Origin of the sequence: Cupriavidus yeoncheonensis, from assembly GCF_905397275.1 — a bacterium.
GTDB classification, from domain to species: Bacteria; Pseudomonadota; Gammaproteobacteria; order Burkholderiales; family Burkholderiaceae; genus Cupriavidus; species Cupriavidus yeoncheonensis.
The window spans coordinates 1-24173 of sequence record NZ_CAJPUY010000006.1 but is presented as its reverse complement, the minus strand read 5'-3'; the positions used below and the strand labels follow the sequence as shown (position 1 = coordinate 24173).

24 protein-coding genes and 1 pseudogene are annotated in these 24173 nt (G+C 67.1%); 9 read left to right on the top strand and 16 right to left on the bottom strand.

The features are described 5' to 3' along the window. Window positions 1–22: 22 nt before the first annotated feature. The 5 genes from KHO22_RS09500 to argS all read right to left on the bottom strand — a co-directional run bounded on the left by KHO22_RS09500 (window position 23) and on the right by argS (window position 5108). Window positions 23–850: a helical backbone metal receptor gene (locus tag KHO22_RS09500; protein ID WP_211946883.1), complete on the bottom strand. Its 828-nt coding sequence runs from the start codon at window positions 848–850 to the stop codon at window positions 23–25. A gap of 2 nt (window positions 851–852) precedes the next feature. Next, window positions 853–1650, bottom strand: coding sequence for an SDR family oxidoreductase (locus KHO22_RS09495; protein ID WP_211946882.1), 798 nt, complete (start codon window positions 1648–1650; stop codon window positions 853–855). A gap of 66 nt (window positions 1651–1716) precedes the next feature. After that, window positions 1717–2352, bottom strand: a complete 636-nt coding sequence (locus KHO22_RS09490) for a thiol:disulfide interchange protein DsbA/DsbL (RefSeq protein WP_211946881.1) — start codon at window positions 2350–2352, stop codon at window positions 1717–1719. A gap of 91 nt (window positions 2353–2443) precedes the next feature. Beyond that, the gene (locus KHO22_RS09485) at window positions 2444–3196 is read right to left on the bottom strand and encodes an SPOR domain-containing protein (protein ID WP_211946880.1); all 753 of its coding nucleotides are present in this window, start codon (window positions 3194–3196) and stop codon (window positions 2444–2446) included. A 115-nt stretch (window positions 3197–3311) separates the two neighbouring features. Then, on the bottom strand, window positions 3312–5108 hold the full coding sequence (gene argS, locus KHO22_RS09480) for an arginine--tRNA ligase (RefSeq protein WP_211946879.1): 1797 nt from the start codon (window positions 5106–5108) through the stop codon (window positions 3312–3314). Window positions 5109–5382: 274 nt separating this feature from the next. On the opposite strand from argS, the gene KHO22_RS09475 reads away from it, so the two are divergent. After that, a complete protein-coding gene (locus KHO22_RS09475) occupies window positions 5383–5700 on the top strand; it encodes a DUF1840 domain-containing protein (protein WP_211947138.1) in 318 nt (105 codons plus the stop codon). A 309-nt stretch (window positions 5701–6009) separates the two neighbouring features. Here KHO22_RS09475 and KHO22_RS09470 read toward each other — a convergent pair whose 3' ends face one another. Both KHO22_RS09470 and KHO22_RS09465 read right to left on the bottom strand, forming a co-directional pair. Then, complete coding sequence (locus tag KHO22_RS09470) at window positions 6010–6435, bottom strand: ElaB/YgaM/YqjD family protein (RefSeq protein WP_211946878.1); 426 nt, start codon at window positions 6433–6435, stop codon at window positions 6010–6012. Window positions 6436–6483: 48 nt separating this feature from the next. Further along, window positions 6484–6648, bottom strand: a complete 165-nt coding sequence (locus KHO22_RS09465; RefSeq protein WP_211946877.1) for a DUF1328 domain-containing protein — start codon at window positions 6646–6648, stop codon at window positions 6484–6486. A 299-nt stretch (window positions 6649–6947) separates the two neighbouring features. Between KHO22_RS09465 and KHO22_RS09460 the strand changes: the two genes are divergently transcribed. Then, window positions 6948–8345, top strand: coding sequence for a sensor histidine kinase (locus KHO22_RS09460; RefSeq protein ID WP_211946876.1), 1398 nt, complete (start codon window positions 6948–6950; stop codon window positions 8343–8345). Between the two features lie 75 nt (window positions 8346–8420). Here the strand turns inward: KHO22_RS09460 and KHO22_RS09455 are convergent, their stop codons facing one another. From KHO22_RS09455 to KHO22_RS09435, 5 genes are all read right to left on the bottom strand, one after another. Then, the gene (locus KHO22_RS09455; RefSeq protein WP_211946875.1) at window positions 8421–8831 is read right to left on the bottom strand and encodes a response regulator; all 411 of its coding nucleotides are present in this window, start codon (window positions 8829–8831) and stop codon (window positions 8421–8423) included. A gap of 71 nt (window positions 8832–8902) precedes the next feature. Next, complete coding sequence (locus tag KHO22_RS09450) at window positions 8903–9535, bottom strand: response regulator (RefSeq protein WP_211947137.1); 633 nt, start codon at window positions 9533–9535, stop codon at window positions 8903–8905. Window positions 9536–9853: 318 nt separating this feature from the next. Next, on the bottom strand, window positions 9854–10204 hold the full coding sequence (locus KHO22_RS09445) for a hypothetical protein (RefSeq protein WP_211946874.1): 351 nt from the start codon (window positions 10202–10204) through the stop codon (window positions 9854–9856). 261 nt (window positions 10205–10465) lie between these two features. Continuing rightward, on the bottom strand, window positions 10466–13213 hold the full coding sequence (gene metH, locus KHO22_RS09440) for a methionine synthase (protein WP_211946873.1): 2748 nt from the start codon (window positions 13211–13213) through the stop codon (window positions 10466–10468). A 17-nt stretch (window positions 13214–13230) separates the two neighbouring features. Continuing rightward, window positions 13231–14286 carry a homocysteine S-methyltransferase family protein gene (locus KHO22_RS09435; protein WP_211946872.1) on the bottom strand — a complete coding sequence of 352 codons (1056 nt, stop codon included), beginning with the start codon at window positions 14284–14286 and terminating at the stop codon, window positions 13231–13233. A 187-nt stretch (window positions 14287–14473) separates the two neighbouring features. Between KHO22_RS09435 and KHO22_RS09430 the strand changes: the two genes are divergently transcribed. Further along, complete coding sequence (locus tag KHO22_RS09430) at window positions 14474–14866, top strand: rhodanese-like domain-containing protein (protein WP_211947136.1); 393 nt, start codon at window positions 14474–14476, stop codon at window positions 14864–14866. A gap of 79 nt (window positions 14867–14945) precedes the next feature. Here KHO22_RS09430 and KHO22_RS09425 read toward each other — a convergent pair whose 3' ends face one another. From KHO22_RS09425 to KHO22_RS09410, 4 genes are all read right to left on the bottom strand, one after another. Then, on the bottom strand, window positions 14946–15203 hold the full coding sequence (locus KHO22_RS09425) for a BTH_I0359 family protein (RefSeq protein WP_211946871.1): 258 nt from the start codon (window positions 15201–15203) through the stop codon (window positions 14946–14948). A 214-nt stretch (window positions 15204–15417) separates the two neighbouring features. After that, a complete protein-coding gene (locus KHO22_RS09420) occupies window positions 15418–16266 on the bottom strand; it encodes an alpha/beta fold hydrolase (RefSeq protein ID WP_211946870.1) in 849 nt (282 codons plus the stop codon). Window positions 16267–16334: 68 nt separating this feature from the next. Beyond that, complete coding sequence (locus KHO22_RS09415) at window positions 16335–17372, bottom strand: DUF3108 domain-containing protein (protein WP_338031332.1); 1038 nt, start codon at window positions 17370–17372, stop codon at window positions 16335–16337. A 40-nt stretch (window positions 17373–17412) separates the two neighbouring features. Next, complete coding sequence (locus tag KHO22_RS09410) at window positions 17413–18246, bottom strand: IclR family transcriptional regulator (protein ID WP_211946869.1); 834 nt, start codon at window positions 18244–18246, stop codon at window positions 17413–17415. A 239-nt stretch (window positions 18247–18485) separates the two neighbouring features. Between KHO22_RS09410 and KHO22_RS09405 the strand changes: the two genes are divergently transcribed. The 6 genes and pseudogenes from KHO22_RS09405 to KHO22_RS09380 all read left to right on the top strand — a co-directional run. Next, a complete protein-coding gene (locus KHO22_RS09405; RefSeq protein ID WP_211946868.1) occupies window positions 18486–19502 on the top strand; it encodes a Bug family tripartite tricarboxylate transporter substrate binding protein in 1017 nt (338 codons plus the stop codon). A gap of 182 nt (window positions 19503–19684) precedes the next feature. Beyond that, window positions 19685–20665 carry a fumarylacetoacetate hydrolase family protein gene (locus KHO22_RS09400; RefSeq protein ID WP_211946867.1) on the top strand — a complete coding sequence of 327 codons (981 nt, stop codon included), beginning with the start codon at window positions 19685–19687 and terminating at the stop codon, window positions 20663–20665. A 120-nt stretch (window positions 20666–20785) separates the two neighbouring features. After that, entirely contained in the window at window positions 20786–21619 is an 834-nt protein-coding gene (locus KHO22_RS09395) for an enoyl-CoA hydratase/isomerase family protein (protein ID WP_211946866.1), read from the top strand. A 72-nt stretch (window positions 21620–21691) separates the two neighbouring features. Beyond that, window positions 21692–22495: a PhaM family polyhydroxyalkanoate granule multifunctional regulatory protein gene (locus KHO22_RS09390; protein WP_211946865.1), complete on the top strand. Its 804-nt coding sequence runs from the start codon at window positions 21692–21694 to the stop codon at window positions 22493–22495. 39 nt (window positions 22496–22534) lie between these two features. Continuing rightward, the gene (locus KHO22_RS09385; protein ID WP_420839584.1) at window positions 22535–23833 is read left to right on the top strand and encodes a patatin-like phospholipase family protein; all 1299 of its coding nucleotides are present in this window, start codon (window positions 22535–22537) and stop codon (window positions 23831–23833) included. A 193-nt stretch (window positions 23834–24026) separates the two neighbouring features. Next, window positions 24027–24173 (top strand): annotated as a pseudogene (locus tag KHO22_RS09380) (ferritin-like domain-containing protein); the annotation flags it as partial.

Genomic DNA, 24173 nt, shown 5'->3' with positions numbered 1-24173 from the left:
GCCGCAGATCGCTCAGCGTCGCTCAGCCGCGCGCCGCCAGCGCGGCGAGATAGCGCACCCCCTCGATCGCCCGGCTGCCGTACCACGACAGCATCTCGCCATCGACCAGCTGCACCGGCTTGCCGAGCTGCCGCTCCAGCGCGTCGGCATGCTCGTCGGTGAAGCGGTAGGGCTCGGTGGACAGCAGTACCTCATCGAGCCCGCGCACCAGCGCGTCGCTCCAGCGGAAGCTCGGATAGCGTTCGCCGGCCGTGTTGGGGCGGCTGCAGTCTCCGTCCGCGCAGGCCTGCGGCACGTCTTCCGGCCAGGTCTGCCAGTTCACCAGCGCCAGCATGCGGCTGATATAGGTGTCCCGCGACACCGTCATCCACGGGTCCTGCCAGATGGCGTAGAGCACCTTGCGCGCCGGCCATGCGCGGGCGCGGACGGCGTCCAGCTCCGCCTGCAGCGCCGCGCACAGCGCTTGCGCCTGCGGCTGCCGCCCGAAGATGCCGCCCAGCAGGCGGTACAGCCCGAGATTGTCTTCCGGCGCGCATGGATGCGTGACGATCACGTTCGGCACGAAGCGGCGGATCTCGTCGACGGTTTCGCGCCGGTTCTCGTCGACATTGACCACCACGTGCGTGGGCGCCAGCGCGCGCAGGCGGTCCAGCTTCACGTCCTTGGTGCCCCCGACCTTGGCCACCGCGCGCACTTCCGGCTCCGGATGGATGCAGAAACCCGTGCGCGCCACCATCTGGCCGCCCAGTTCCAGCGCGAACAGCAGTTCGGTTACCGACGGCACCAGCGAAGCGATGCGGACATCGCCGCTGGCCGCGGCGTGGTGCTGGCCGATGGCGTCGCGCCACATGGTCAGTCTCCCGCGCCGCCGCGTGGTTTGCGCGGAGCCTTTGCGGCCAGCGCGTCGTAGAGCCAGCGCGGCATCACGTGCATCAGCGACGCGACCACGCCCATCTGCCACGGAATCACCTTGAAGCGGCTGCCCGCCCCGATCGCCCGCACGGCCTTGCGGGCGAACACGTCGGCATCCGTCAGGAACGGCATGCGGTAAGGGTTGTGGGCCGTCATCGGCGTGCGGATGTAGCCCGGCGCAATGGTCACCACGCGGATGCCATGGCGCCGCTGCTCCAGCCGCAGGCTTTCCAGCAGCTTGATCACCGCCGACTTGGACGCGCTGTAGGCACCGCCACCCGGCAGCCCGCGCACGCCCGCCACGCTGGCAATGCCGACCAGCGTCCCACGCCAGCCGCCGGCGCCGGGTTCGCGGTCCTGCATCGGCCGCAGGAAGGGCTGGAACGTGGTGAGCACGCCGAACCAGTTGGTGTCCATCACCATGCGGAAGGCCTCCAGGTCCTCGCGCTCGCTGGCCACCGTGCCGACCGAGACACCGGCGTTGGCGATGACCACGTCGGGCACGCCGATGCGGTCCAGGAAATCCTGCGCGGCACGCGCCATGGCGTCGGCATCGCGCACGTCGGCGGCATAGATATGGACGGCGCCCGGATTGGGCAGGCTCCGGGCCAGGTCACGCAAGGCGTCCTCGCGCCGCGCCACCAGGCCGAGGATGGCACCCTGGCTAGCGTACTCGCGCGCCAGCGCCTGGCCGAGGCCGCTGGAAGCGCCGGTGAGAAAGACTTTCAGAGGGCGCATCGGTTTACCAGAGGCTCAAATGAAAAAAGGCCGGTACGGCAACGTACCGGCCTTCGGGAATGCCGCTCAGAGCTTCTTGTCGCGGACCTGGGTCACCAGGTAATCCATGACCTGGATCGCGCTGGTCTTGGTGCCGGCGACGGACGGCGAGGTCACGTACTTGCCCTGGACCACCACGGTCGGCACGCCATCTACCTTGTAGGCGTCGGCGATCTTGTTGGCGCGTTGCGCGTTGGTGGTCACCGAGAACGAGTTGTAGGCGTCCAGGAACGCCTTGCGATCAATGCCGTTCTTGGCCATGAAGTCGGCGATTTCGTTCGGGTCCAGCATGCGCTTGCGGTCGACGTGGATCGCATTGAAGACCTTGGTGTGCATGGCGTCCAGCTTGCCGATGGACTCCAGCGCATAGAAGATCTTGGTGTGCGGCAGCAGGTCGTCGCGGAACGCCACGGGCACGCGCTTGAAGACCACGTCCTTGCCCTGCTTCTTGACCCAGGCCTCAAGTTCGGGCTCGAAGTCGAAGCAGTGCGGGCAGCCGTACCAGAAAAACTCGGTAACCTCGATCTTGCCGGCCGGCACGGGCTGGGGCGCCTTCAGCACCTGGTATTCCTTGCCTTCGGTGGGCGCCGCCTGAGCAGGGGCGGTCATCAGCAGGCCGCCGACAGCGGCAAACGTGGCGATCAGTGCGGCGAGTTTCTTCATCTTGGAACAGCCTTCCGGTTGGGCGATGAGCGTATGACAGCGGCGGCGGCTTCCGGTTCAGCGGGCCGCCGGCCTGAGGGGTTACAGCGCGTTACTGCTTGGTGAAGCGGATCACAGAGGCGTCGAAGCCGGCCGACTGCAGCCGGTCGCGCGCCTTGTTCATGTCCTCGATGCGGTTGTACGGCCCGATCCGGACCCGGTACATCTTCACGCCGTTGACGTCGCGATCGGTAATCCTGGCCTCGAAGCCCTGCATGGCGAGGTTGGCCTTCTGGCGGTCGGCGTCGTCGGACGAGCGGAACGCACCCACCTGCAGCAGGTAGCCGACCTTGTTGGCATCCGCCTGGGCGATCTCGGCAATCGGGTCCGCCACCGGTTTCTCGGCCGGCCTGTTCATGGCAAGGGGCTTCTCGGCAGGCTTTTCCGCCGGCTTTTCGGCAGGCTTCTCGGCGGGCCTTTCCGCCGGGCGCGCCACGGCTACCGGCGGCTGCCGATCGCCATTGCGGCTATCGGGTGCCGGCTGCTGCGACTGCGCCTCGGGCGCGGGCTGGCCGACCGGCTTGGCCGGGGTCTTGCTCCACAGCGGCTTGTTCGGGTCGGCCGGGGCTTCCTGCTGGGATTGCGACTGCGTGGGGCTGGGCAGGGTGCTGGCCACATTGCCCGGCTCGCTCGGCCGCGGCGCGTTCTTCTGCTGGAATGGCGCCGGCGACTTGGTGATGTACAGGGCGACGACCACGGCAATGGCCAGCCCGACGATCAGCCCGAGCACCAGGCCCAGGAACGTTCCACCGCGCTGCTGGCTGCGGCGGGCACTACGCGCATCGCGCTTGCGTTGCTGTTGCATAAGTCCTCTTAGGTGTTGCCGGGAGATTATAGTGCCAGCGCCGCCGGCGCAGGCACCGGCCGCAGCGCGGGGCGGCCCTGCCCGCGCCGCCCTGGTCCTGCGTACGCACCGTGACTTACATGCGGCGCGGCGCCGAGACGCCGATGACCGCCAGGCCATTGCGCAACACCTGGCGCGTTGCCGCCAGCAGCGCCAGGCGCGCGCGCTTGACCGGCTCGTCGTCGACCAGCACGCGGTCGGCGTTGTAGAACGCATGGAAATCGCCCGCCAGGTCGCGCAGGTAGAACGCGACCGCGTGTGGCGCCAGTTCGCTTGCGGCGGCGGCCAGCATCTCGGGGAACTCGGCCAGACGCTGGCCCAGGACGAGCGCCTGCGGGCTGGCGTCGGCGCCGGTGACGGCGGCCAGGTCGGTGCCGGCCAGTTCGGCCAGGCGGCTTTCCCACTCCGCGCCGCCCCACGATTCAAAGATCGAGCAGATGCGCGCATGGGCGTACTGCACGTAGTACACCGGGTTCTCGTCGTTCTGCTTGAGCGCCAGGTCCACGTCGAACACGAACTCGGTGTCGGCCTTGCGCGACAGCAGGAAGAAGCGCACCGCGTCGCGCCCGCGCGTGAAGTGCGCGGGCCAGTCGGCCACGCCGGCGTCCAGGCAGCCGCGGATGGTTTCGCAGGTGTCATCCTGGCCGTTGGACCATTCGATCAGGTCTCGCACGGTCACGTAGGAGCCGGCGCGCTTGGAGATCTTCACCTCCTCGCCGTTCTTCATCACGGTGACCATCTTGTGCAGCACGTAGTCGGGGTAGCCCCTGGGAATGCCGATGTCCAGGCCCTGCAGGCCGGCGCGCACGCGCGCGATGGTGCCGTGGTGGTCGCTGCCCTGTACGTTGATGACCTTGGTGAAGCCGCGCTCCCACTTGGTGGTGTGGTAGGCCACGTCCGGCACGAAGTAGGTATAGGTACCGTCGGTCTTCTTCATGACCCGGTCCTTGTCGTCGCCGTCGTCGGTGGTGCGCAGCCACAGCGCGCCTTCGCTTTCGTAGGTCTTGCCCTTGCCGACCAGCGCCTGCACGGCGGCTTCCACGCGGCCGTCGGTGTACAGCGACGACTCCAGGTAGTAGCGGTCGAACTTGACGCCGAAGGCCTGCAGATCGATGTCCTGCTCGTTGCGCAGGTAGGTCACCGCGAACTTGCGGATCGAATCGAGATCCTCGGGGTTGCCCGAAGCGGTCACGGGCTCGCCGTCGGAGGCGCTCGTGGTCTTGCCGGCCAGGAAGTCGGCTGCGATGTCGGCGATGTAGTCGCCGTTATAGGCGGCTTCCGGCCAGTTGGCGTCGCCGGGCTTGAAGCCGCGCGCACGGGCCTGGACCGACACGGCCAGATTCTGGATCTGCACGCCGGCGTCATTGTAGTAGAACTCGCGGTGCACGTCGTAACCCTGCCAGGACAGCAGGTTGGCGAGCGCGTCGCCGAGCGCGGCCTGGCGGCCGTGGCCGACGTGCAGCGGGCCGGTCGGGTTGGCCGAGACGAACTCGACCAGAACGTGGCCGTGCATCCCGCGCTCCTGTGCACCGTAGTGGTCGCCCTCGTTCAGCACCGCGCGCAGCACGTCGGCCTTGGCCGCCGGCGTCAGGCGCAGGTTGATGAAGCCCGGGCCGGCGATTTCCATGGCCGCGACCAGGCCGGCCGCGCGCGGATCGGCCTGGACCGCCGCCACGATGCGCTGGGCCAGCTCGCGCGGATTGCTCTTGAGCGCGCGCGCCACCTGCATGGCGATGTTGCAGGCCAGGTCGCCGTGGGCGGCGGCCTTGGGCCGCTCGAAGGTCACGGCCGGCAGGGCCGCGTCGGCCGGAGCAAGCGCGCGCACCGCTTCAGTGAACGCAGCGGCAAGATTGGAGGTCTGAACAGGCAGCATGGATGTCAAAGCCCTGATGGGCAGTAGTCTGGCAGGCGGCGCGACGCGCCCGGGTGCCGGCCGGCTATGCCGGCGAAAAGCCACGGGCAAGGCGCCGCGAAGTGGCGCGCATGTGAACGCCGCGCCGCGTGACCGGCAATGGAATTCGGAAACGCGGAATTTTATCAGGTGCTATGCTGACATCATGCGCGCGGCTCGCAAGAGCCACAATCCGCGCGGCCGCTCCCGCCCCCGGGAGACCGCGCCATGCATGTCCGTAAAAGGAAACAACATCATGCTGATCACCTTCAAATCCCACGCCGCGCAGGACCTGATCATGATGAGGGATCTGGCAATGACGCTCCTGGGCATTATCGGCAAGCATCTCGGAGAGCGGGGGGTGATCACCACGGAAGAGATGCCACGCGCGATCCAGAAGCTGGAAGCCGCTGTGAGCGATGCCAAGCGCAATCACCCCGCGGAAGCCTCCGTCATTGAGTCCAAGCAGGACGAAGAGGACGAGCCGCTGCACCTCGGCCAGCGCGCCTACCCGTTCCTCGATATGCTGCGGGCCTCGCAGCGGGAAGGGGTGGATGTGCTCTGGGGCGTCTGACGGCAGTCAGGCCCGCGGCTGGCCGGGTCGGATGAGCGAACCCGGATTCCTGCCGGGCCCTACTGGAAGCGACATCGAGCGACATCGCAGGAACGCCTTCGACCGCGCGACGCGCGGCTCGGCGTTCGTGTTTCCGGGCCACGGCCCAAGCGCCATCTGGTGACTCGCCGGCTGTGCCGGCAAACAAAGACAAAAAAAGCGCCTGGCGCCGCCTCAGGGGAGCCAGGCTTCCGGAACGTGGATGTCTTCCGGACAAGGGGGGAACGTTGCCACCGGCCGTCGCGCCTGCCCGCGGACGGCCGCAGCGAGCTACTCCCGCGACTCCCGATTACGCGTTGCCAGCAACAGCCCGATCAGCGCACCGATCGCGGCGGCCAGGCCGACTGCCTTGAGCGGGGACTCGGCCACACGCTGCTGCGCCTGCACGACCGCACCGTCCATGCGTTCGCGAACCTGCGTGACGCTGTCACCGGCCTGCGCGCGCAGGCGGTCGGTCATTTCGCTGGCCCGTTCGCGCAGGCGGCGGCCGGCGCTCAGGCTCTGCTCGGATCCTTCCGCTGCCAGCACCTCGATCGTGTGCTGAAGCTGGGCGATCAGGGCCTTCACTTCATCCGAGATGGGGCCGGCGGCTTCGCGCGTGTCGCGCGCCGCGTGCCGGATCCGGCGAATGGTGCTGTCGGCGCTGTCGGCAAGATGGGTGATTTCCTTCCGGACTTTCGGGTTCTGCGTCAGCATAGGGCTACTCCCAGGTCTCAGGGCACGGTTCGGAACGCGGGGTACGCGTCATCGCCTGCGCACCAGCCCCATCACGGCGGCAACCAGGGCCACGATCAGGAAGATGAAGAACAGGATCTTGGCAATCTCCACGGCGCCGGCGGCAATACCGCCAAAGCCGAACACCGCGGCGATCAGCGCGATAACGAAAAAGACGAGTGCATATTGCAGCATGACTGAACTCCCGATGGTGGCGAAGCGTGCCCGCCTACGGGCCGGATCGCCGGTTGGGGCTTGCGCGGTGACGAGCAAGTTCATAGCCTCATCGTAGGAAGCCGTCCCCGGCACTGACACCGAAGGCGGACCGATTCCACTGTCAGCCAAGTCCTACAGTGCGGTCCGCGGCGGCACGCACGGCATCGCGAAGGTACTGCGGGACGTGGCCGGGGCCACAGCCGCAGGTTGACCCCGCCCTGATGATGTGATCCCATGGCCGCATCCCGGCGGCATGCGCCCCACCGAGGAATTGCCTCATGTTCAAGCAGTCCTTCCTGCCCCAAACCCTGCTGCTCGCCGGCGGCATCCTGCTGACCGTGGCGGTTCTGGTCGCCTCCGAGACCGGCAACATCCGCCTGCGCGAGAGCTACAACGATGTCATCCACTCGCAGCGCGTGCAGACGCAGCTTGCCGCGCTCAACGGCGAACTGGTCAATGCCGAGGCCGGCCAGCGCGGCTTTCTGCTGACCGGCAAGGACAGCTACCTGGACCCCTACTACCAGGCCCTGCCGCGCATCAACGGACTGATGACGCGCATCCGCGCGGACTACGCCAGCGATCCTGAAGGCCTCAAGCTGTTCGGCGAGACCTCCAAGCAGATCAGCAGCAAGCTCAACGAAATGGCGCTGACGCTGCTGTACGGCAAGCGCGACCTGAGCGTGGCGCTGGACCTGGTGCGCACCGACTACGGCAAGCAGACCATGGACAACGCACGCCGTGGCCTGGACGCGCTGCAGGCGCGCGAAGCCGAAACCGTCGCCCATCGGCTGGAGGGCGCCGAGCGCGACGTGCAGTTGTCGCGCTACGGTATCGGCCTGCTGACCGCCATCAATATCGTGCTGCTGATCGCCGTGGGACTGGGCCACGCCAAGCGCCTGGCCCTGTCGGAAGTGGCGCGCTCGCAGGCTGAAGAGGAAGGTCTCCGGCTGGACCGCAAGGTGCGCGCGCGCACGCGCCAGCTATCGGCGCTCGCCGGCCACCTGCAGCGCGTGACGGAAGACGAGAAGACGCGCCTCGCGCGCGAACTGCACGACGAGCTGGGCGCCATCCTCACCGCCATCAAGCTGGACCTGCACTGGGTCCGCCGGCGCGTGCAGGAAAGCCACCCGGAAGCCGCGGACAAACTGACCCGCGTGATGCTCCACGTGGACCAGGGCATCCAGATCAAGCGCCGCCTGATCGAAGACCTGCGACCGACCGTGCTGCTCAACCTGGGCCTGCGTGCGGCGCTGTGCCAGCTCGTCGAGGACGTCGCGGGGCGCAATCACTGGGAGTCCGAAGTCAGCATCCCCGACGACCTGCCGCGCCTGCGCGACGAGGCCGCGATTGCGCTGTATCGCATCGCCCAGGAATCCTTCACCAATGCCAGCAAATATTCCGAGGCAACCCATGTCCGCCTGTCGCTGGGCCACACCGAGACGCAGCTCACGCTGACGATCCACGACGATGGCAAGGGCCTGCCGCCCGATTTCGATGCCGGCAGCACGGCCGGACACCATGGCCTGCTTGGCATGGAGCAGCGCGTGGCGGCGCTCGGAGGCAACATGGAGATCGTGTCGTCGCCCAATGCCGGCGTGAGCATTTGCGTGGAGGTGCCTCTCACCGCGTCGGTGCTGGCGCCGGCGGACGAGCCGGCCGAAGCCCAGCCGGAATAGCGAGGACGGCGGCGAGAGCGGCGGCGATGACGGCGGGGGCGGGGGCGAGGACGGCGGGACGCCTTGGGGAACGGCTCAGGCCGCGCCCGCAGCGTGTTCCTCGATCACACGGAACACCTGCTCGAGTTCGAGCGACTTGTCGAAGAAATAGTCGGCCCCGGCCTCGGCGCACTGGCGCCGGTACATGGGGACCTGCGCGTGGTTGGTGTACACGATGCGCATGCCCGGCAAGCCCTTGCTCTTCATGGCGTTTAGCACATTGATGCCATTGCCCTGGCGCAGTTGCAGGTCGACGATGACCACGTCATAGGGCTGGCCGTTGGTGAGCATGCGCAGTGCCATGGCCTCGGTATCGGCCCAGTCGACGCTCAGCACATACTGGAAGTCGCTCAGGTACTCAAGGAGCATGCCGCGCAGCACTGCCGAATCTTCTATCAGCAGAACGCGTAGTGCCCGGTACGAGGGGTTCGAAGCCTGCTCCGACATTCTTCAACTGCGTCCGGTGGTGTGGTTGCCCCGGCGCGCCGTGCGGTCTGCGCAGCGGGATGTGCCAGTCACTATTCGACCAGTCCGTTCTTGATGGCGTAGTAAGTCAGATCCGCGTTGGTCTTCATGCCCATTTTCTCCAGGATGCGCGAACGGTAAGTACTGACGGTCTTCACGCTCAGGAAGAGCTCGTCCGCGATCACCGATACCGACTGGCCGCGCGACAGCTTGCAAAAAATCTGGAATTCACGCTCGGACAACATCCGGTGCACCGGCTGCTCGGTCGGCTTGTCCAGACCGCCGATCAGCAGGTCCGCCACGGCCGCGCTGACATAGCGGCGGCCCTGCGCCACGGTGCGGATGGCCTTGACCAGGTCTTCCGGAGCGCTTTCCTTGGTGAGATAGCCCGAAGCCCCCGCGCGAATCAGGTTGATCGCGTACTGGTCTTCGGGATAGGTCGAAAGGATCAGCACGGGCAGGTCCGGCTTGCGCTGGCGAATCAGCTTGAGTACGTCGATGCCATTGCGTTCGGGCATCGAGATGTCGAGCACCAGCACATCGAACTCGCCTTCGCGCAACTGCGCCATGACTTGATCGCCACTGCCGGCCTCGCCCGTCACCTGGATGTCGGGCTCATCGGAGAGGAACTGGCGCAGCCCTGCGCGAACAATCTCGTGATCATCGGCGATCAGGACGCGGATCATCATGCGCTCCACTGGTGGGGCTTTCGCCAATACATGCGTGCAGGCGGAACCGCTTGCTGTCTATGCATTGTAGTGCCGGGGGGAGCCGCAGGCTGTCGGTGTCAGGCTGACATGGCGCCTTGGGCCGGTGGCGCGGCAATAGCGGCGCGGGTCGTGGGGGAAAGCGGATGCGCGCCGCCCGCACGGCAGCCGTGACAACTGGCCGCACAAAAGCAAAGCGGGACGGCTGGAGGTCCGTCCCGCTTTGCTGCGTCACATGAGGCCGCACCGGCCAGGGGCCGATGCGCAGGGCCGGCCGGGCCGGCCCGCGCTGACTGCTTACTGGGCCTTGGCGCCTGCTTCGGCACCTGCGCTTGCGCCCATGGTGGCGTCAGCCTTGTCCTTCTTGTGCGACTTTGCGCTGTGCTTGCTCTTGGCCTTGGCACCGGCATCGGTGCTGGCCGCGCCGCCCATGTCGGCCGAGGTGGCCGCCGCGCCCTTGTCCAGCGAAGTCGACGCACCCACACCCGCTTGCGCGCCGCCGGCAGCCGGGGCCGGCGCATTCACGGCGGCACCGACGTCGGCCCTCACGCCGGGGTTGCCCGTGGTGGTACCAGTGCCTTGCGCCATGGCAAGCGACGAAGCAGCAGCGATCGACAGGGCGGACAGGGAGATCAGCAGTTTCTTCATGGAAAGGCTCCTTTCAGGTGATCCGCGGCGAAACATTCGCTGCGGCAGCCACGCTGTTGTTCACGTGAACTTGGAGCCAAGTCTAGGGATGCATCCGCCCCCGGTCTGTGAGCGATTGCAAAGCAGTGTAAGGAGTTGTGAAGCGGCGCGAACGCCGCCTCCGGCACGTGAATGCTGCGATGCAAGGCGGATTTCCTGCCGCATCAACGACCTGCGCGCTCCGGGCACCGCACGTTCGCGGTGCCCGCGCGATGCATGCGGTTACAGGTTGGGCGCCAGTGCGCGCGCCACCGCGTTGCGGTCCTCGTGGCGGCGGGCCGCCATGTCGTCGAGCTGGTCCTGGCCGATCTTGCCGATCGTGAAGTAGGTCGAGTCCGGGTGCGACAGGTAAAAGCCGCTGACCGAAGCGGCCGGCGTCATCGCCAGCGACTCGGTAATGCCCATGCCGATGTCCGTTGCGTCGAGGAAGCTGAACATCGGTCCCTTGACGGTGTGCTCGGGGCAGGCCGGGTAGCCGGGCGCCGGACGGATGCCGCGGTACTTCTCGGCAATCAGGTCGTCGTTGGACAACTGCTCCGCCGCGTCGTAGCCCCACAGGTCCTTGCGCACGCGCTCGTGCAGGCATTCGGCAAAGGCCTCCGCAAGACGGTCGGCCAGCGCCTTGAGCATGATGGCGCTGTAGTCGTCGTGGTCCGCCTCGAACTGCGCTTCCTTCTTGTCGACGCCGATGCCGGCCGTGACCGCGAACAGGCCGATATAGTCGGCCACGCCCGAAGACTTCGGCGCGATGAAATCCGACAGGCAGCGATTCGGGCGGCGCACGCCATCGACCACGGGGCGCTCGCTCTGCTGGCGCACGTTGTGCCAGGTCAGCGCGACCTTGCTGCGGGTCTCGTCGGTATAGATCTCGATATCGTCATCGTTGACGGCATTGGCCGGCAGCAGCGCCATCACGCCGTTGGCGGTCAGCCAGCGGCCCTGGATCGCGCGCGACAGCATGCTCTTGCCGTCCGAGAACACACGGCGCGCGGACTCGCCGACGATCTCGTCATTGAGGATGTCCGGGAATTTGCCGGCCAGGTCCCAGGTCTGGAAGAACGGACCCCAGTCGATGAAATTGGCCAGCTCCGCCAGGTCGTAGTTGCGGAACACGCGCCGGCCGATGAACTTCGGCTTCGGCGGCACGTAGCCGCTCCAGTCGATCGGCGTCTTGTTGGCGCGGGCTTCAGCCAGCGTCACCATCGGCGTGGCCTTCTTGCTGGCGTGCTGCGCGCGGATGCGGTCGTAGTCGGTCTTCAGATCATCCAGGTACTTGGTCGCGCCCTCGTCCGACAGCAGGCTCGACGCCACGCTGACCGAGCGCGAGGCATCCGGCACGTACACCACCGGGCCTTCGTAGTTCGGCGCGATCTTCACCGCCGTATGCACGCGCGATGTCGTGGCGCCGCCGATCAGCAGCGGGATCTTCTTCACGCGGAAGTAGTCGTCGCGCTGCATTTCCGACGCCACATAGGCCATTTCCTCCAGCGACGGCGTGATCAGCCCCGACAGGCCGACGATGTCCGCACCCTCGACCTTGGCCTTGGCCAGGATCTCGTTGCACGGGACCATCACGCCCATGTTGACCACTTCGAAGTTATTGCACTGGAGCACCACCGACACGATGTTCTTGCCGATGTCGTGCACGTCGCCCTTGACGGTGGCGATGACGATCTTGCCGCGCGAGCGCACGTCGCCTCCGGCGTCGGCCAGCCGGCGCTTTTCCTCTTCGATGAAAGGCAGCAGGTGGGCCACCGCCTGCTTCATCACGCGCGCGCTTTTGACCACTTGCGGCAGGAACATCTTGCCCGCGCCGAACAGGTCGCCGACGATATTCATGCCGTCCATCAGCGGGCCTTCGATCACCTCGATCGGACGTCCGCCGCGCGCGGCGATTTCCTGGCGCGCCTCTTCCGTGTCATCGACGATGAAATTGGTGATGCCATGCACCAGCGCGTGCGCCAGGCGCTGGGCCACCGGCAGCGGCTGCTCCGGCGTGCCGCGCCAGGCGAGGTTCTCTTCCTTCCTGGCACCACCGCCCTTGAAGCGGTCGGCGATTTCCAGCAGGCGGTCGGTGGCGTCGTCGCGGCGGTTGAGCACCACGTCTTCCACGCGCTCGCGCAGTTCGGGGTCGAGCTGGTCGTACACGCCGAGCTGCCCGGCGTTGACGATGCCCATGTCCATGCCCGCCTCGATGGCGTGGTACAGGAACACGGTGTGGATCGCCTCGCGCACCAGGTCGTTGCCGCGGAACGAAAACGACACGTTCGACACGCCGCCGCTCACCTTGGCGTACGGCAGGTTCTGCTTGATCCAGCGCGTGGCATTGATGAAGTCCACTGCGTAGTTGTTGTGTTCCTCGATCCCCGTGGCCACCGCGAAGATGTTCGGGTCGAAGATGATGTCCTCGGGCGGGAAGCCGACTTCGTTCACCAGGAAGTCATAGCTGCGCTTGCAGATCTCGGTCTTGCGCGCGAACGTGTCGGCCTGGCCCTTCTCGTCGAAGGCCATCACCACGGCGGCGGCACCGTAGCGGCGGATCAGCTCGGCATGGTGGCGGAACTGTTCCTCGCCTTCCTTCAGCGAGATCGAGTTCACCACCGGCTTGCCCTGCACGCATTGCAGGCCGGCCTCGATCACTTCCCACTTGGAGGAGTCGATCATGATCGGCACGCGCGCGATGTCGGGCTCGGACGCGATCAGGTTCAGGAAGCGGACCATTGCCGCTTTTGAATCCAGCATCGCCTCATCCATGTTGATGTCGATGATCTGCGCGCCGTTCTCGACCTGCTGGCGGGCCACGGCCAGCGCCTCGTCGAACTGGCCGTTCAGGATCATGCGGGCGAAGGCCTTCGAGCCGGTCACGTTGGTACGTTCGCCGACGTTGACGAAGAGCGTGTCGTCGTCGATCGCGAACGGCTCCAGGCCGGACAGGCGCATCGGGCGCGGGGGCAATTGGTTCGTGCTCATGTGTTCTTCTCGCTGGCTCAGGCGGCTTCGCTGTACTGGCCCGGCCAGGTGCGCGGGGTCTTGTTGGCCACGCGCTGGGCGATCGCGGCAATGTGTTCGGGCGTGGTGCCGCAGCAGCCGCCCACCAGGTTCACCAGGCCGGAGGCGGCAAACTCCTCCACCAGCGACGAGGTGACTTCCGGCGTTTCGTCAAAGCCGGTGTCGCTCATCGGGTTGGGCAGGCCGGCGTTCGGGTAGCAGGAAATCGCCACGTCGCACACCTTGGCCAGCTCGGCGATATACGGGCGCATCAGCGTCGCGCCCAGCGCGCAGTTCAGGCCGAAGGTGACGGGCCTCACGTGGCGCAGGCTGTTCCAGAATGCTTCCACGGTCTGGCCCGAGAGGATGCGGCCCGATGCATCGGTCACGGTGCCGGAGATCATCACGGGCACGCGCTCGCCGGTGTCCTCGAACAGCTGGTCGATCGCGAACAGCGCGGCCTTGGCGTTCAGCGTATCGAAGATGGTTTCCACCAGGAACACGTCGGCGCCGCCTTCGAGCAAACCCTTGCCCTGCTCGTAGTAGGACTCGCGCAGTTCCTCGAAGGTGATATTGCGCGCGCCCGGGTCATTCACATCGGGCGAGATGCTCGCGGTCTTCGGCGTCGGCCCGAACGCGCCGGCGACGAAGCGCGGCTTGTCGGGCGTGCTGTACTTGTCGCAGGCCGCGCGCGCGAGCCTGGCCGCCTCGACGTTCATCTCGTACGCGAGGCCGGCCATCTTGTAGTCTTCCTGCGCCACGCTGGTGGCACCGAAGGTATTGGTCTCGATGATGTCCGCGCCGGCGGCGAGATACTGCTCGTGGATCTCGCTGATGACCTGCGGGCGCGTGAGCAGCAGCAGTTCGTTGTTGCCCTTCACATCCACCTTGTGTTCCGCGAACCGCTCGCCGCGGTAGTCGGCTTCAGTGAGCTTGTAGCGCTGGATCATGGTGCCCATGGCGCCGTCCAGGATCAGGATGCGCTCGCGCAGCAGCCGGGGCAGGTTGGCAGCCCGGGTATAGGGACGCACGTAGGGTTGGTCAGGGGCACTCATGGCGGGGAAGATGAAAAGGCGGGACAAGGAGTCAAGAGGGCGATTTTATCAGGTGCATCAAGGCCTTGCGGTGGCCCGAGGTTGCCTGTGCGCGGGGTGCGGACCTACACTGAGAGGCGTAATGGTCACCATCGGATCACCATCGGATCACCATCGCCGGCATTCCTGCCGGCTCCGCCGCCCTGCCATGGAACATCTCAGCCCCACCGACGCCCAGAAACTGCTGCTGGAATCACCCGACACGCTGTTCATCGATTGCCGCAGCGAAATGGAGTACCTGTTCGTCGGCCACCCCAAGGGCGCGCACAACGTGCCCTGGAACGACGGGCCGGACTGGGAAGTGAATCCCCATTTCGTGCAGGTCGTGAAAAAACTGGCGGGGCATGTTTCAGGGCGGCCCGTGCTGCTGATCTGCCGCAGCGGCAATCGCTCCACGGCCGCGGCGCGTGCGCTCGAAGGGGCGGGCTTTTCCAGTGTCTATAACGTGCTGCACGGATTCGAAGGGGATCTCGATGCGCAGCGGCATCGGAATACGGTGAACGGCTGGAGGCATGAGGGGTTGGGGTGGGAGCAATACTGACCCTCTCGAAAGCCTCTTCAAAAAACAACAACGCCCGCGTCATCGCGGGCGTTGTCACATACCAGACCTGACAATCCGTTCAATGCATCACCAGCGGATGCGTCATGACCGTATCGAACTTTCCGAGAAAGTCATCCACCTCTTCCACCGACGGCTCGCTCTCGATCAACCGCTGCACGTCGGCCCGGAAGTTCTCGGCCAGCTTGCCGCCGAGGAAAATTTCGCGCTTCATGTTCTTGTCGACGATTTCATAACCACCGAATTCGAGAGGCGCTTGCTCGACATCCACGCCAAACTCCACGATGCAGTAGTTGTCGCTGTTGTAGATCATTTGCATGGCACACCTCCTCGCGTCATGGTTGGACGGCCGGCCTTTTCATTGTTGCCATTGAGCGGGGCGCCGCGTTCTTACCTCCAAGCTAGGGGCGGCCACGGCAATTTCAAGTTTTGCGTGCGGGCCGCCGTACGGATACAACGTTTGCTGCCTTTATAAGTTGGGCAACGGCAACATCAACAAGTTTCTTGAGAATAGGGCACCACTGCGTTGTGCGTTATGGAACGTCGCATTGGCCACCGCATGCGGCGTGGCCAAGAAAGGAATCCAGAGCAGCGTGAAAGCCGTCCGCCTGCTCTATCGACACCAGATGCGCCGCCGGCAAGACTTCCAGCCGCGAGCCGGGAATGGCTGCGGCAATGGACTGCGCCATCGCCACCGTCGCGCCCTGGTCGTGCTCGCCCGCGACCAGCAGCGTCGGGCAGTGGATGCGGGACAGCGCGCTTCTCGCGTCGAACGCCATGATGGCCTGCCCCACGCCGACATAGCCGCGCACCGGCGTGGCCATGAGCATGGCGCGGATGCGCGCGACCTCGTCCCCATGCGCGTGGCGGTACGGCTCGGTCAGCCAGCGCTCCAGCGTGGCATCGACCAGGCCGGACATGCCATGCGCTTCGACCTGCCCGATGCGGTTGTGCCACATCGGGTGCGCATCGAGCGGCGTGTGGCTGATGGTGGCCGCCAGCGTCAGGGAGTGCAGACGCTCGGCATGGCGCACGCCCAGCGTCTGGCCGATCATGCCGCCCACCGAGATGCCGCAGAAATGCGCCTGCGGGATCTGCAGCGCGTCCATGATTGCCGCCACGTCGTCGGCCAGGCGCACCATGGTGTAGGGCCCGACCGGGGCATCGCTGTTGCCGTGCCCGCGCATGTCCGGCCGCACCACGCGAAAGCGCGCGGACAGGTGGCGTGCGGTGGCATCCCAGAGCGTATGGTTGGCGCCCAGCGCATGGGCAAGGATCACCCATGGGCCATCGGCGCCGTCCACGCGGACGTGCAGGTCGACGCCGTCGGCGCGGATGCGGTGGGTCTCGCCGGGAGCGGTGGCTGCGGTGCTGGCGGTCATGGCGAAACTCCTTGAAGGGTTGGCGGGTGAACGCGGGCAGCGCCGCGCGCCCGCCGTGACTGGCCCTGTTACTGGCCCTCGGTATTGCGGTAGACGAGGTCGATCTGCGTACCGTCCGGCTCGGTCTGGCGCAGCCTCACCGGCATCCAGCCAAGCGATTGCGCCAGCCAGATTTCGACGCGCCGCCGGTCGCCGGCGTGCCGCTGGAGCCGCACAAAGTGCTTGGCGCGTATCATGCCGCGGCCAGTATCGATCTCCTCATCTCCAACATACTGCACCTGCATCGGTTGCATGTCGCGCGTATCGGCCACCTGGAAGGTTTCGGTGACGCCCGGCGACGCGTAACGCTGCGGATTGCCGCGTACCCGCCCGACCAGTTGCAGGAAGACACTGAACCGGTCCTGCGCGCCAGGCGGCAGGGCCGCCTGCGTGCCTGGCGAGAACGCCACGGTGCCCGCGGCCTGGTCGAAGCGGGCGGCCTCGGACTTGCCGCGACGGTTCTCCTCGTAGCGCTCCGGCAGCAGGCCGTTCTCGGTCATGGCGCCGCTGCTGTGGAACGCAAAGCGAAACCACAGCACGCGCGTCTCGACCGACAGGCGATAGTGCCTGCCATCCTGCTCCCAGCGGATCAGCCCGTCCGGGTTCTGCACGCCATTGACGAAGCTCGCGTAGTGCATGGTGGCCGACGGGGGCGCCACGTACTTCTCGGCGTCCTGCGCGGGTGGACCGGCCGGCGCCGGCGGCGCAGGCGGGGCAGGCGCCGGGGCGGCGGCCGGCGCGGTTCCGCTGCCGCCAGGGCCGGTAACGGTTTCGGTGGCGCCGTGTTCGGATGTCGCCACGGACGGCGCTGGGGGCTCGGGCGGCGTTTCAGCCGCTTTCGGTGCGGGTCGCGGTGGGGCCGGGCGCGGCTTGGGCGTGGGCTGGAGCACGGCGGGGGGTGGGCGCACGGGTTTCGGCGGCGGCAGAAGCACCGCCTCGAGTGCCGGCGTTTCGCTCACATCGAGCGGAATCAGCGGGCCGGGCATGCGCAGGAAGCCAATCACGGCGAGCATGTGCACGAGCAGCACCAGCAAGATGACGAGGATCCAGCGCCGCCGTCGCCACACGCGCGGGTCCGCACCGGTGCCGGCGCGGGTATCGGGAGTTTCAGGAGTTGCCGGTCCGTCCGGACGTTTGGGCGGCGCCAAGATAGCCGAGCTCCGATGAAAGCTGTTGGGCGATCTCACGCACACGGCGATCGACCGTACCACCCCATTCTGCATCGAATATGCTTTGCGCGCCCAGCACGATCAGACCCATGGCCAGGTGGCCATTGGCGTCGAATACCGGCATCGAGAACGCATTGATGCCCGGCAGCACGCCGCCGCGCGTGCGCGCCGCGCCATGCGCGCGCACGTCGGCGCAGATGGCGTCGTAGTCGGCGGGGCTGGCCGGAATGTCGGGCACGTCGTCCTGCCCGCGCGCGGCCAGTTCGCGCTCGATCAGCGGCTGGGTCTGCTTGCGCGACAGGTAGGCGCCGTACAGGCGGCCGGTGGCGGAATTCAGCATCGGCATCACGTCGCCGAGCCGCAGGCTGACGGTGACCGGATGGCTCGATTCCTCCCAGTGCACGATGGTGGGTCCGTGGTTGCCCCACACGGCGATGCCCGCGGTCAGGTCGATCTCGTCGCGCAGCTGCGACAGGATCGGCCGCGCCTTCTTGACCGGATCCAGCCGGTTCAGGCCGGCCAGCCCGAGCTGCAGGGCGAACGGCCCCAGGTCATAGCGCCCGCTCACCGGGTCCTGCGCCACCGCACCGAGGCGCAGGAAGCTGACCAGGTAGCGGTGCGCCTTGGCCGGGTTCATCTCGGCGGCGGCGGCAAGGTCGCGCAGCATCATCGCGCGCGGCGAAGCCGCCAGCGCCTGCAGCAGCTTGAAACCTACCTCGATGGACTGGATACCGGAGCGCAGCTTGGTGTCGTCTTCGTCAAGTTCGGTCATGCGCGGCGAGCGTTGGGCACCGTGAGTGGAGTCAGTCGGGAAGAACAGGAGGATTGTGGGGTATTCGCCGCCGCGGGCACAGGGGCTCCGGCAAATTCCCTACGTAAATTTACTATAGCGAAATCGATTTACCAATTTTTAAACGGTGAGTAGACTTTCCTTTCGCGACAGACCCGGTGCGCCACGGATCGCGGCGCCGCACGCCAAGCCGGGCTGAGAACACCCGACGGAGACAACCGATGACGCCCTTCCGCCCCTCGCGCGCCGCGCTGCGCGCCGCCTGCTGCTCCCTTGCCGCCTTCGCCGCCACCGCTGCGCTCTCGCTGGGCGCCGCAGCGCCCGCCAGTGCGGCGGACGCATGGCCGTCGCAGCCGATCCGCTGGGTCGTGCCCTACCCGGCCGGCGGCGGCACCGACGTGGTGGCGCGTACGCTGGGCCAGGCTATTTCGCCGGCACTGGGCAAGCAGGTGGTGGTCGACAACCGTCCGGGCGCGGCGACCATCGTCGGCGCCGATGCCGTCGCCCACGCCAAGCCGGACGGCTACACGGTCCTGACTGCCGACACGGCCACGCTGGCCGCCAATCCGTCGCTGTACAAGAAGCTTCCCTACAACGCCGAGAAGGATTTCGTCCACGTTGGCATGGTGGCGCGCTTCCCGCTGGTGCTGGTGGCCGCGCCGAACTTCCCGGCCAAGACGCTCAAGGAAGTCATCGAGTACGCGCAGAAGAACCCCGGCAAGGTCAACTTCGCCTCGCCGGGCCCAGGCAGCCCGCACCACCTGGCGATGGAACTGTTCATGGACCAGGCCCACATCAAGATGACCCACGTGCCCTACAAGGGCGCCGCGCCGGCCGTGCAGGACCTGCTGGCCGGCCAGGTGGACCTGATGTTCGTGGACCTGGCGTCGGGCCAGCAGAACGTGGCCGCCGGCAAGCTGCGCGCCATCGGCGTGGCCACGCCCAGGCGCCTGGCCGTGCTGCCCAATGTGCCGACCGTGGCCGAAGGCGGCGTCGCCGGCTTCGAGGCGTATGCGTGGCAGGGGGTGGTGGCGCCCGCCGGCACGCCCAGGCCCGTCGTGACCCGGCTCAACGCCGAACTGGTCAAGGCCCTGAAGAGCCCCGAGGTGCAGAAGCGCATGGAAGGCGTCGGCGTGGAGCCGGTTTCGAGCACGCCGGAAGAGTTCGCGCAATACGCGCACGCCGAGGCGGAGCGCTGGGGCAAGCTGATCAAGGCCAAGGGCATCACGGTAGACTAGAAATCTGCCCGCCAGGCTACTGCGCGGTCGCCATGCGGCACCGTCCGCTGCTCGGAATCCTCACGTACCCACAGGTACGTTCCGGTTCCTGCGCTGCGGGCGGTACCACCTGGCAATCGCTCGCTACGCCTGGCAGGCAGATTTCCCGCTTTCGCAGGCCAATGCATTTCTGACAAGCAATCATGAAACTCGCCACCCTCAAGGATGGCTCGCGCGACGGCCAGCTGGTGGTCGTCTCGCGCGACCTGAAGACCGCCCACTACGCCGCCGATGTCGCCGGCCGCCTGCAGACCGTGCTGGACGACTGGGCCTTCTATGCGCCGCAACTGCAGGACCTGTACGACGCCCTCAATGCGGGCCGCGCGCGCCACCCGTTCCCGTTCGATCCGAAGCACTGCATGGCGCCGCTGCCGCGCGCCTACCAGTGGGCCGACGGCTCGGCCTACGTCAATCACGTGGAACTCGTGCGCAAGGCGCGCGGCGCCGAGATGCCGCCCGAGTTCTGGACCGATCCGCTGATGTACCAGGGCGGCTCCGACGATTTCCTGGGCCCGTACGACGACATCGTGTGCGCCAGCGAAACCTTCGGCATCGATTTCGAGGCCGAAGTGGCCGTCATCACCGGCGACGTGAAGATGGGCGCCACGCCCGCGCAGGCCGCCGAGGGCATCCGCCTGGTGGTGCTGGCCAACGATGTGTCGCTGCGCAACCTGATCCCGGCGGAGCTTGGCAAGGGCTTCGGCTTCTTCCAGAGCAAGCCGGCCACGGCGTTCTCGCCGGTGGCGGTCACGCCCGATGAACTCGGCGATGCCTGGCGCGAGCGCAAGGTGCACCTGCCGATGACCGTGCACTGGAACAGCAAGAAAGTGGGCCAGCCCGACTGCGGCACCGACATGGTGTTCGACTTCGGCCAGCTCATCGCGCATATCTGCAAGACGCGCAATGTGCGCGCCGGCAGCATCGTCGGCTCGGGCACCATCTCCAACGTCGACCGCAAGAAGGGCTACTGCTGCATCGCCGAGAAGCGCATGCTGGAGACCATCGAGGACGGCAAGCCGTCGACCGAATTCATGAAGTTCGGCGACGCGGTGAAGATCGAGATGTTCGACGCACAGGGCCACTCCGTGTTCGGCGCCATCGACCAGCTCGTGGCGCAGCCCTGAACGCAAGACCGTGGGCCAGGCAGGGCCGTGCCGGATGTGCATATAATTTACCGACCGGCCGGTTGGTGAATTGATTCCCATGCACCCGGCACGGCCCTTTTTCCATTCCGCAGGCCTGCCATGACGACACCGACCCCAGCCCCCACGCCGCCCTCTTCCCGCTACGAACGCTATCGCGCACTCACGCTGCGCCGGCATGGCCCGATCCTTGAAATCATCATGGGCGCGGCGCAATCCGCCAACCAGAAGCTGGCCACCGCGGACGCCAATATGCATCGCGAGCTGGCCGAGATCTGGCGCGATGTCTCGGCTGACCCCGAGGTACGCGTGGCGCTGATCCGCGGCGAGGGCAAGGGCTTTTCCGCCGGCGGCGACCTGTCCCTCGTCGAGCAGATGGCCAACGATTTCGAGACGCGCACGCGTGTCTGGCACGAGGCGCGCGACCTCGTCTACAACGTCATCAACTGCGACAAGCCGGTGGTCTCGGCCATGCACGGTCCGGCCGTGGGCGCGGGGCTGGTGGCCGGGCTGCTGGCCGATATCTCGATCGCGGCGAAGACCGCGCGCATCGTCGACGGACACACGCGCCTGGGCGTGGCGGCCGGCGACCATGCCGCGATCGTGTGGCCCCTGCTGTGCGGAATGGCCAAGGCCAAGTACTATCTGATGCTGTGCGAGTCGGTCAGCGGCGAGGAAGCCGAGCGGATCGGCCTGGTCTCGCTGGCGGTGGATGAGGACGAACTGGTCGGGCGCGCGTTCGACGTGGCCAACCGGCTGGCGGCCGGTTCGCAGACGGCGATCCGCTGGACCAAGTACGCCCTCAACAACTGGCTGCGCATGGCCGGCCCCGCCTTCGATTCCTCGCTGGCGCTCGAATTCATGGGTTTTGCCGGCCCCGACGTGCACGAAGGCATGGCGAGCCTGCGCCAGAAGCGGCCGCCTGAGTTCAAGTAGTTCAACCAGATCGGACGGAGACAGACCGCGGCGCCCTTGCTGCGCGGCTGGCTCCATCACGGAGCGCGCGACATGTTCGGACAGATTCCCGATTTCACCAACGGCTTCGAGCTCATGCGCAAGCTGTGGGGCAGCGGCGCGGGCGGCCTGATGCCCGGACTGCAGGCGGCGATGACGCCGCCCATGGATATCGAAGACCTCGACAAGCGCATCCAGGACCTGAAGGCCGTGGAAAGCTGGCTGCAGCTCAACACCAACCTGCTGCGCACGACCATCCAGGGCCTGGAGGTGCAGCGCGCCACGCTGGTCGCGCTGCAGACCTTCGGCAACGCCCTGTCGCCGGAGACCATGCAGAACGCCATGGAAAGCGTGGCACGCGCCGCCAACGCGCCCAGCGCCACGCCCTCGCCCTCGCCGCAGCGACTGGCCGCCGGCGAAAAGCCCGCGCAGGAAGCGGCATCTGCGCAAGCCGCGCCGGAATCCGCAGAGCAGGCCGATGCCTCGGCCCAGGCAGGCTCCGGCAAGAGCGGGGACAACGCGCTGCCGCCCAACGCATCGCTGTGGTGGGACATGCTGCAGCAGCAGTTCAACCAGATCGCGAGCAGCGCGGCCGCGGCCAGCATTGCCCCGTTCGGCATGGGCGGCTTTGGTACCGGTACGCCCGCCGCGGCAAAACCGGACGAAAAGCCAAACGACAGGCCGGACAAGAAGCCTGCCGCCAGGCCGGCTGGCACGGACAAGTCCGCGTCCGGCCCCGCGCGCAAGAGTGGCACCGCTCCGAAGGGGGCCACGAAGGACGCAGCCAAGGGCACTGCCGCGCGCAAGAAGCCGTCGGGCGCTGGCAAGGCAGCCAAACCCGACAACGGCGACGAATAAGCGCGCCGACGTCCAGCCCCAGCCGCCCCCGCCCGCCGCATGCATCGAGACAGCTTCCCCCACCATGAGGCCACGCCGCCGCGCCACCGGCACCATGGCGGCGTGCAACGCAACGCCACCGCGCTGATCATGATGGGCGGCGGCGCGCGCGCGGCCTACCAGGCCGGCGTGCTCAGCGGATTGGCACGCATCGCGGCACAGCATGGGCATGGCCATGAGCCGATACCGTTCGGCATCATCGCCGGCACCTCGGCAGGCGCCATCAACGGCGCCGGACTGGCGATCCAGGCGGCGGACTTCCAGGCCGCCGCGGATAGCCTGTCGGCACTCTGGCATGGCATCCACACCGACGACGTCTACCGTACCGACGTGCTGCGCGCGGGCGTGTCGGGCGCGCGCTGGCTGTCGGCGCTGGCGTTCGGCTGGGTCACGCACCGGCGCGCGCCGCGCGCGCTGCTCGACAACGCGCCGCTTGGCAGCATGCTGGGCGAACTCTTCGAGGGCCAGCGCGTGCAGGCGAGCCTCGATGCCGGCATGCTGCAGGCGTTCGCGGTCACGGCGCTGTCCTACAGCACCGGCCGGCACGTGACGTTCTACCAGTCGCACCGGCGCATCCACCCGTGGCACCGCAGCCAGCGCATCGCGGTGCCCGCGCAGATCACGGTGGACCACCTGCTGGCGTCGGCCTCGATCCCATTCCTGTTCCCGGCCATGCCGCTGGAACTCGAGGGCCATCACGAGTGGTTCGGCGACGGCACCATGCGCCAGATGTCGCCACTTTCACCGGCCATTCACCTGGGGGCCGCACGCGTGCTTGCCATCGGCTCCGCGTCGCGGCAGCGCCCGGGCTGGTTCGACACCGTGCCGGCCGGCGGCTATCCGTCGCTGGCCCAGGTCGGCGGACAGGCGCTGGCGAGCATCTTCCTGGATGGGCTTTCGGCCGACCTGGAACGCCTGCTCCACATCAACCGCCTGCTGGCGCGCATGCCGGAACTGGCGGGCGATGCCGAAGGCTGGCGGCCCGTGCAGGTCATGACGATCTCGCCGAGCGAGCCCATCGAGGCCATTGCCGCCGATCACCTGCAGCAACTGCCGCGCACCGTGCGCGCGCTGCTGACCCCGCTGGGCGGCACCGAGGCGCGCGGTGCCGCATTCGCCAGCTACCTGTTGTTCGAGCCCGAGTTCACCCAGGCCCTGATCGCGCTCGGCGAACGTGACGCCGCGGCCCAGGCCGATGAACTGGCGGCCTTCCTGTACGGCATCATTCCGGGCACGCCGGCGCTCCCCGATGACGGCCAGGCACGCCCCGCACAGATCACCCGGGCACCCGTTGCATGAAGGCACATTTCCCGCGGGTAAGCGCCGCCACTCGCACATTGTTACGCGCGCGTACCGCTAATCGCCCAAAATGGCGCCGAATCCGCTCGAACCACTGCGATAGTCGTTGCATTTGCGGCGATCCGCCCTAAAAAAAGGGAATAGAGAATAATTCGCATCTGGTAGAATCCGCCCGTAATTTCAAAGGCTTACCATGCTCTACCCCGAACTGTTCAAATCGTTGGAAGCGGTCCGCTGGCACATGGACAAGGACATCCCCTGGGATACCTTCGACGCCAGCCTGCTGACGGACGACCAGGCCAAGACCATCCGCATGAACGCCATCACGGAGTGGTCGGCC

What these genes read in the sequence shown, in the direction of transcription:
- KHO22_RS09500 (WP_211946883.1), bottom strand. Translation starts at nt 850, where the DNA reads ATGTGGCGCGACGCCATCGGCCAGCACCACGCCGCGGCCAGCGGCGAT.
- KHO22_RS09495 (WP_211946882.1), bottom strand. Translation starts at nt 1,650, where the DNA reads ATGCGCCCTCTGAAAGTCTTTCTCACCGGCGCTTCCAGCGGCCTCGGC.
- KHO22_RS09490 (WP_211946881.1), bottom strand. Translation starts at nt 2,352, where the DNA reads ATGAAGAAACTCGCCGCACTGATCGCCACGTTTGCCGCTGTCGGCGGC.
- KHO22_RS09485 (WP_211946880.1), bottom strand. Translation starts at nt 3,196, where the DNA reads ATGCAACAGCAACGCAAGCGCGATGCGCGTAGTGCCCGCCGCAGCCAG.
- argS (WP_211946879.1), bottom strand. Translation starts at nt 5,108, where the DNA reads ATGCTGCCTGTTCAGACCTCCAATCTTGCCGCTGCGTTCACTGAAGCG.
- KHO22_RS09475 (WP_211947138.1), top strand. Translation starts at nt 5,383, where the DNA reads ATGCTGATCACCTTCAAATCCCACGCCGCGCAGGACCTGATCATGATG.
- KHO22_RS09470 (WP_211946878.1), bottom strand. Translation starts at nt 6,435, where the DNA reads ATGCTGACGCAGAACCCGAAAGTCCGGAAGGAAATCACCCATCTTGCC.
- KHO22_RS09465 (WP_211946877.1), bottom strand. Translation starts at nt 6,648, where the DNA reads ATGCTGCAATATGCACTCGTCTTTTTCGTTATCGCGCTGATCGCCGCG.
- KHO22_RS09460 (WP_211946876.1), top strand. Translation starts at nt 6,948, where the DNA reads ATGTTCAAGCAGTCCTTCCTGCCCCAAACCCTGCTGCTCGCCGGCGGC.
- KHO22_RS09455 (WP_211946875.1), bottom strand. Translation starts at nt 8,831, where the DNA reads ATGTCGGAGCAGGCTTCGAACCCCTCGTACCGGGCACTACGCGTTCTG.
- KHO22_RS09450 (WP_211947137.1), bottom strand. Translation starts at nt 9,535, where the DNA reads ATGATCCGCGTCCTGATCGCCGATGATCACGAGATTGTTCGCGCAGGG.
- KHO22_RS09445 (WP_211946874.1), bottom strand. Translation starts at nt 10,204, where the DNA reads ATGAAGAAACTGCTGATCTCCCTGTCCGCCCTGTCGATCGCTGCTGCT.
- metH (WP_211946873.1), bottom strand. Translation starts at nt 13,213, where the DNA reads ATGAGCACGAACCAATTGCCCCCGCGCCCGATGCGCCTGTCCGGCCTG.
- KHO22_RS09435 (WP_211946872.1), bottom strand. Translation starts at nt 14,286, where the DNA reads ATGAGTGCCCCTGACCAACCCTACGTGCGTCCCTATACCCGGGCTGCC.
- KHO22_RS09430 (WP_211947136.1), top strand. Translation starts at nt 14,474, where the DNA reads ATGGAACATCTCAGCCCCACCGACGCCCAGAAACTGCTGCTGGAATCA.
- KHO22_RS09425 (WP_211946871.1), bottom strand. Translation starts at nt 15,203, where the DNA reads ATGCAAATGATCTACAACAGCGACAACTACTGCATCGTGGAGTTTGGC.
- KHO22_RS09420 (WP_211946870.1), bottom strand. Translation starts at nt 16,266, where the DNA reads ATGACCGCCAGCACCGCAGCCACCGCTCCCGGCGAGACCCACCGCATC.
- KHO22_RS09410 (WP_211946869.1), bottom strand. Translation starts at nt 18,246, where the DNA reads ATGACCGAACTTGACGAAGACGACACCAAGCTGCGCTCCGGTATCCAG.
- KHO22_RS09405 (WP_211946868.1), top strand. Translation starts at nt 18,486, where the DNA reads ATGACGCCCTTCCGCCCCTCGCGCGCCGCGCTGCGCGCCGCCTGCTGC.
- KHO22_RS09400 (WP_211946867.1), top strand. Translation starts at nt 19,685, where the DNA reads ATGAAACTCGCCACCCTCAAGGATGGCTCGCGCGACGGCCAGCTGGTG.
- KHO22_RS09395 (WP_211946866.1), top strand. Translation starts at nt 20,786, where the DNA reads ATGACGACACCGACCCCAGCCCCCACGCCGCCCTCTTCCCGCTACGAA.
- KHO22_RS09390 (WP_211946865.1), top strand. Translation starts at nt 21,692, where the DNA reads ATGTTCGGACAGATTCCCGATTTCACCAACGGCTTCGAGCTCATGCGC.
- KHO22_RS09385 (WP_420839584.1), top strand. Translation starts at nt 22,535, where the DNA reads ATGCATCGAGACAGCTTCCCCCACCATGAGGCCACGCCGCCGCGCCAC.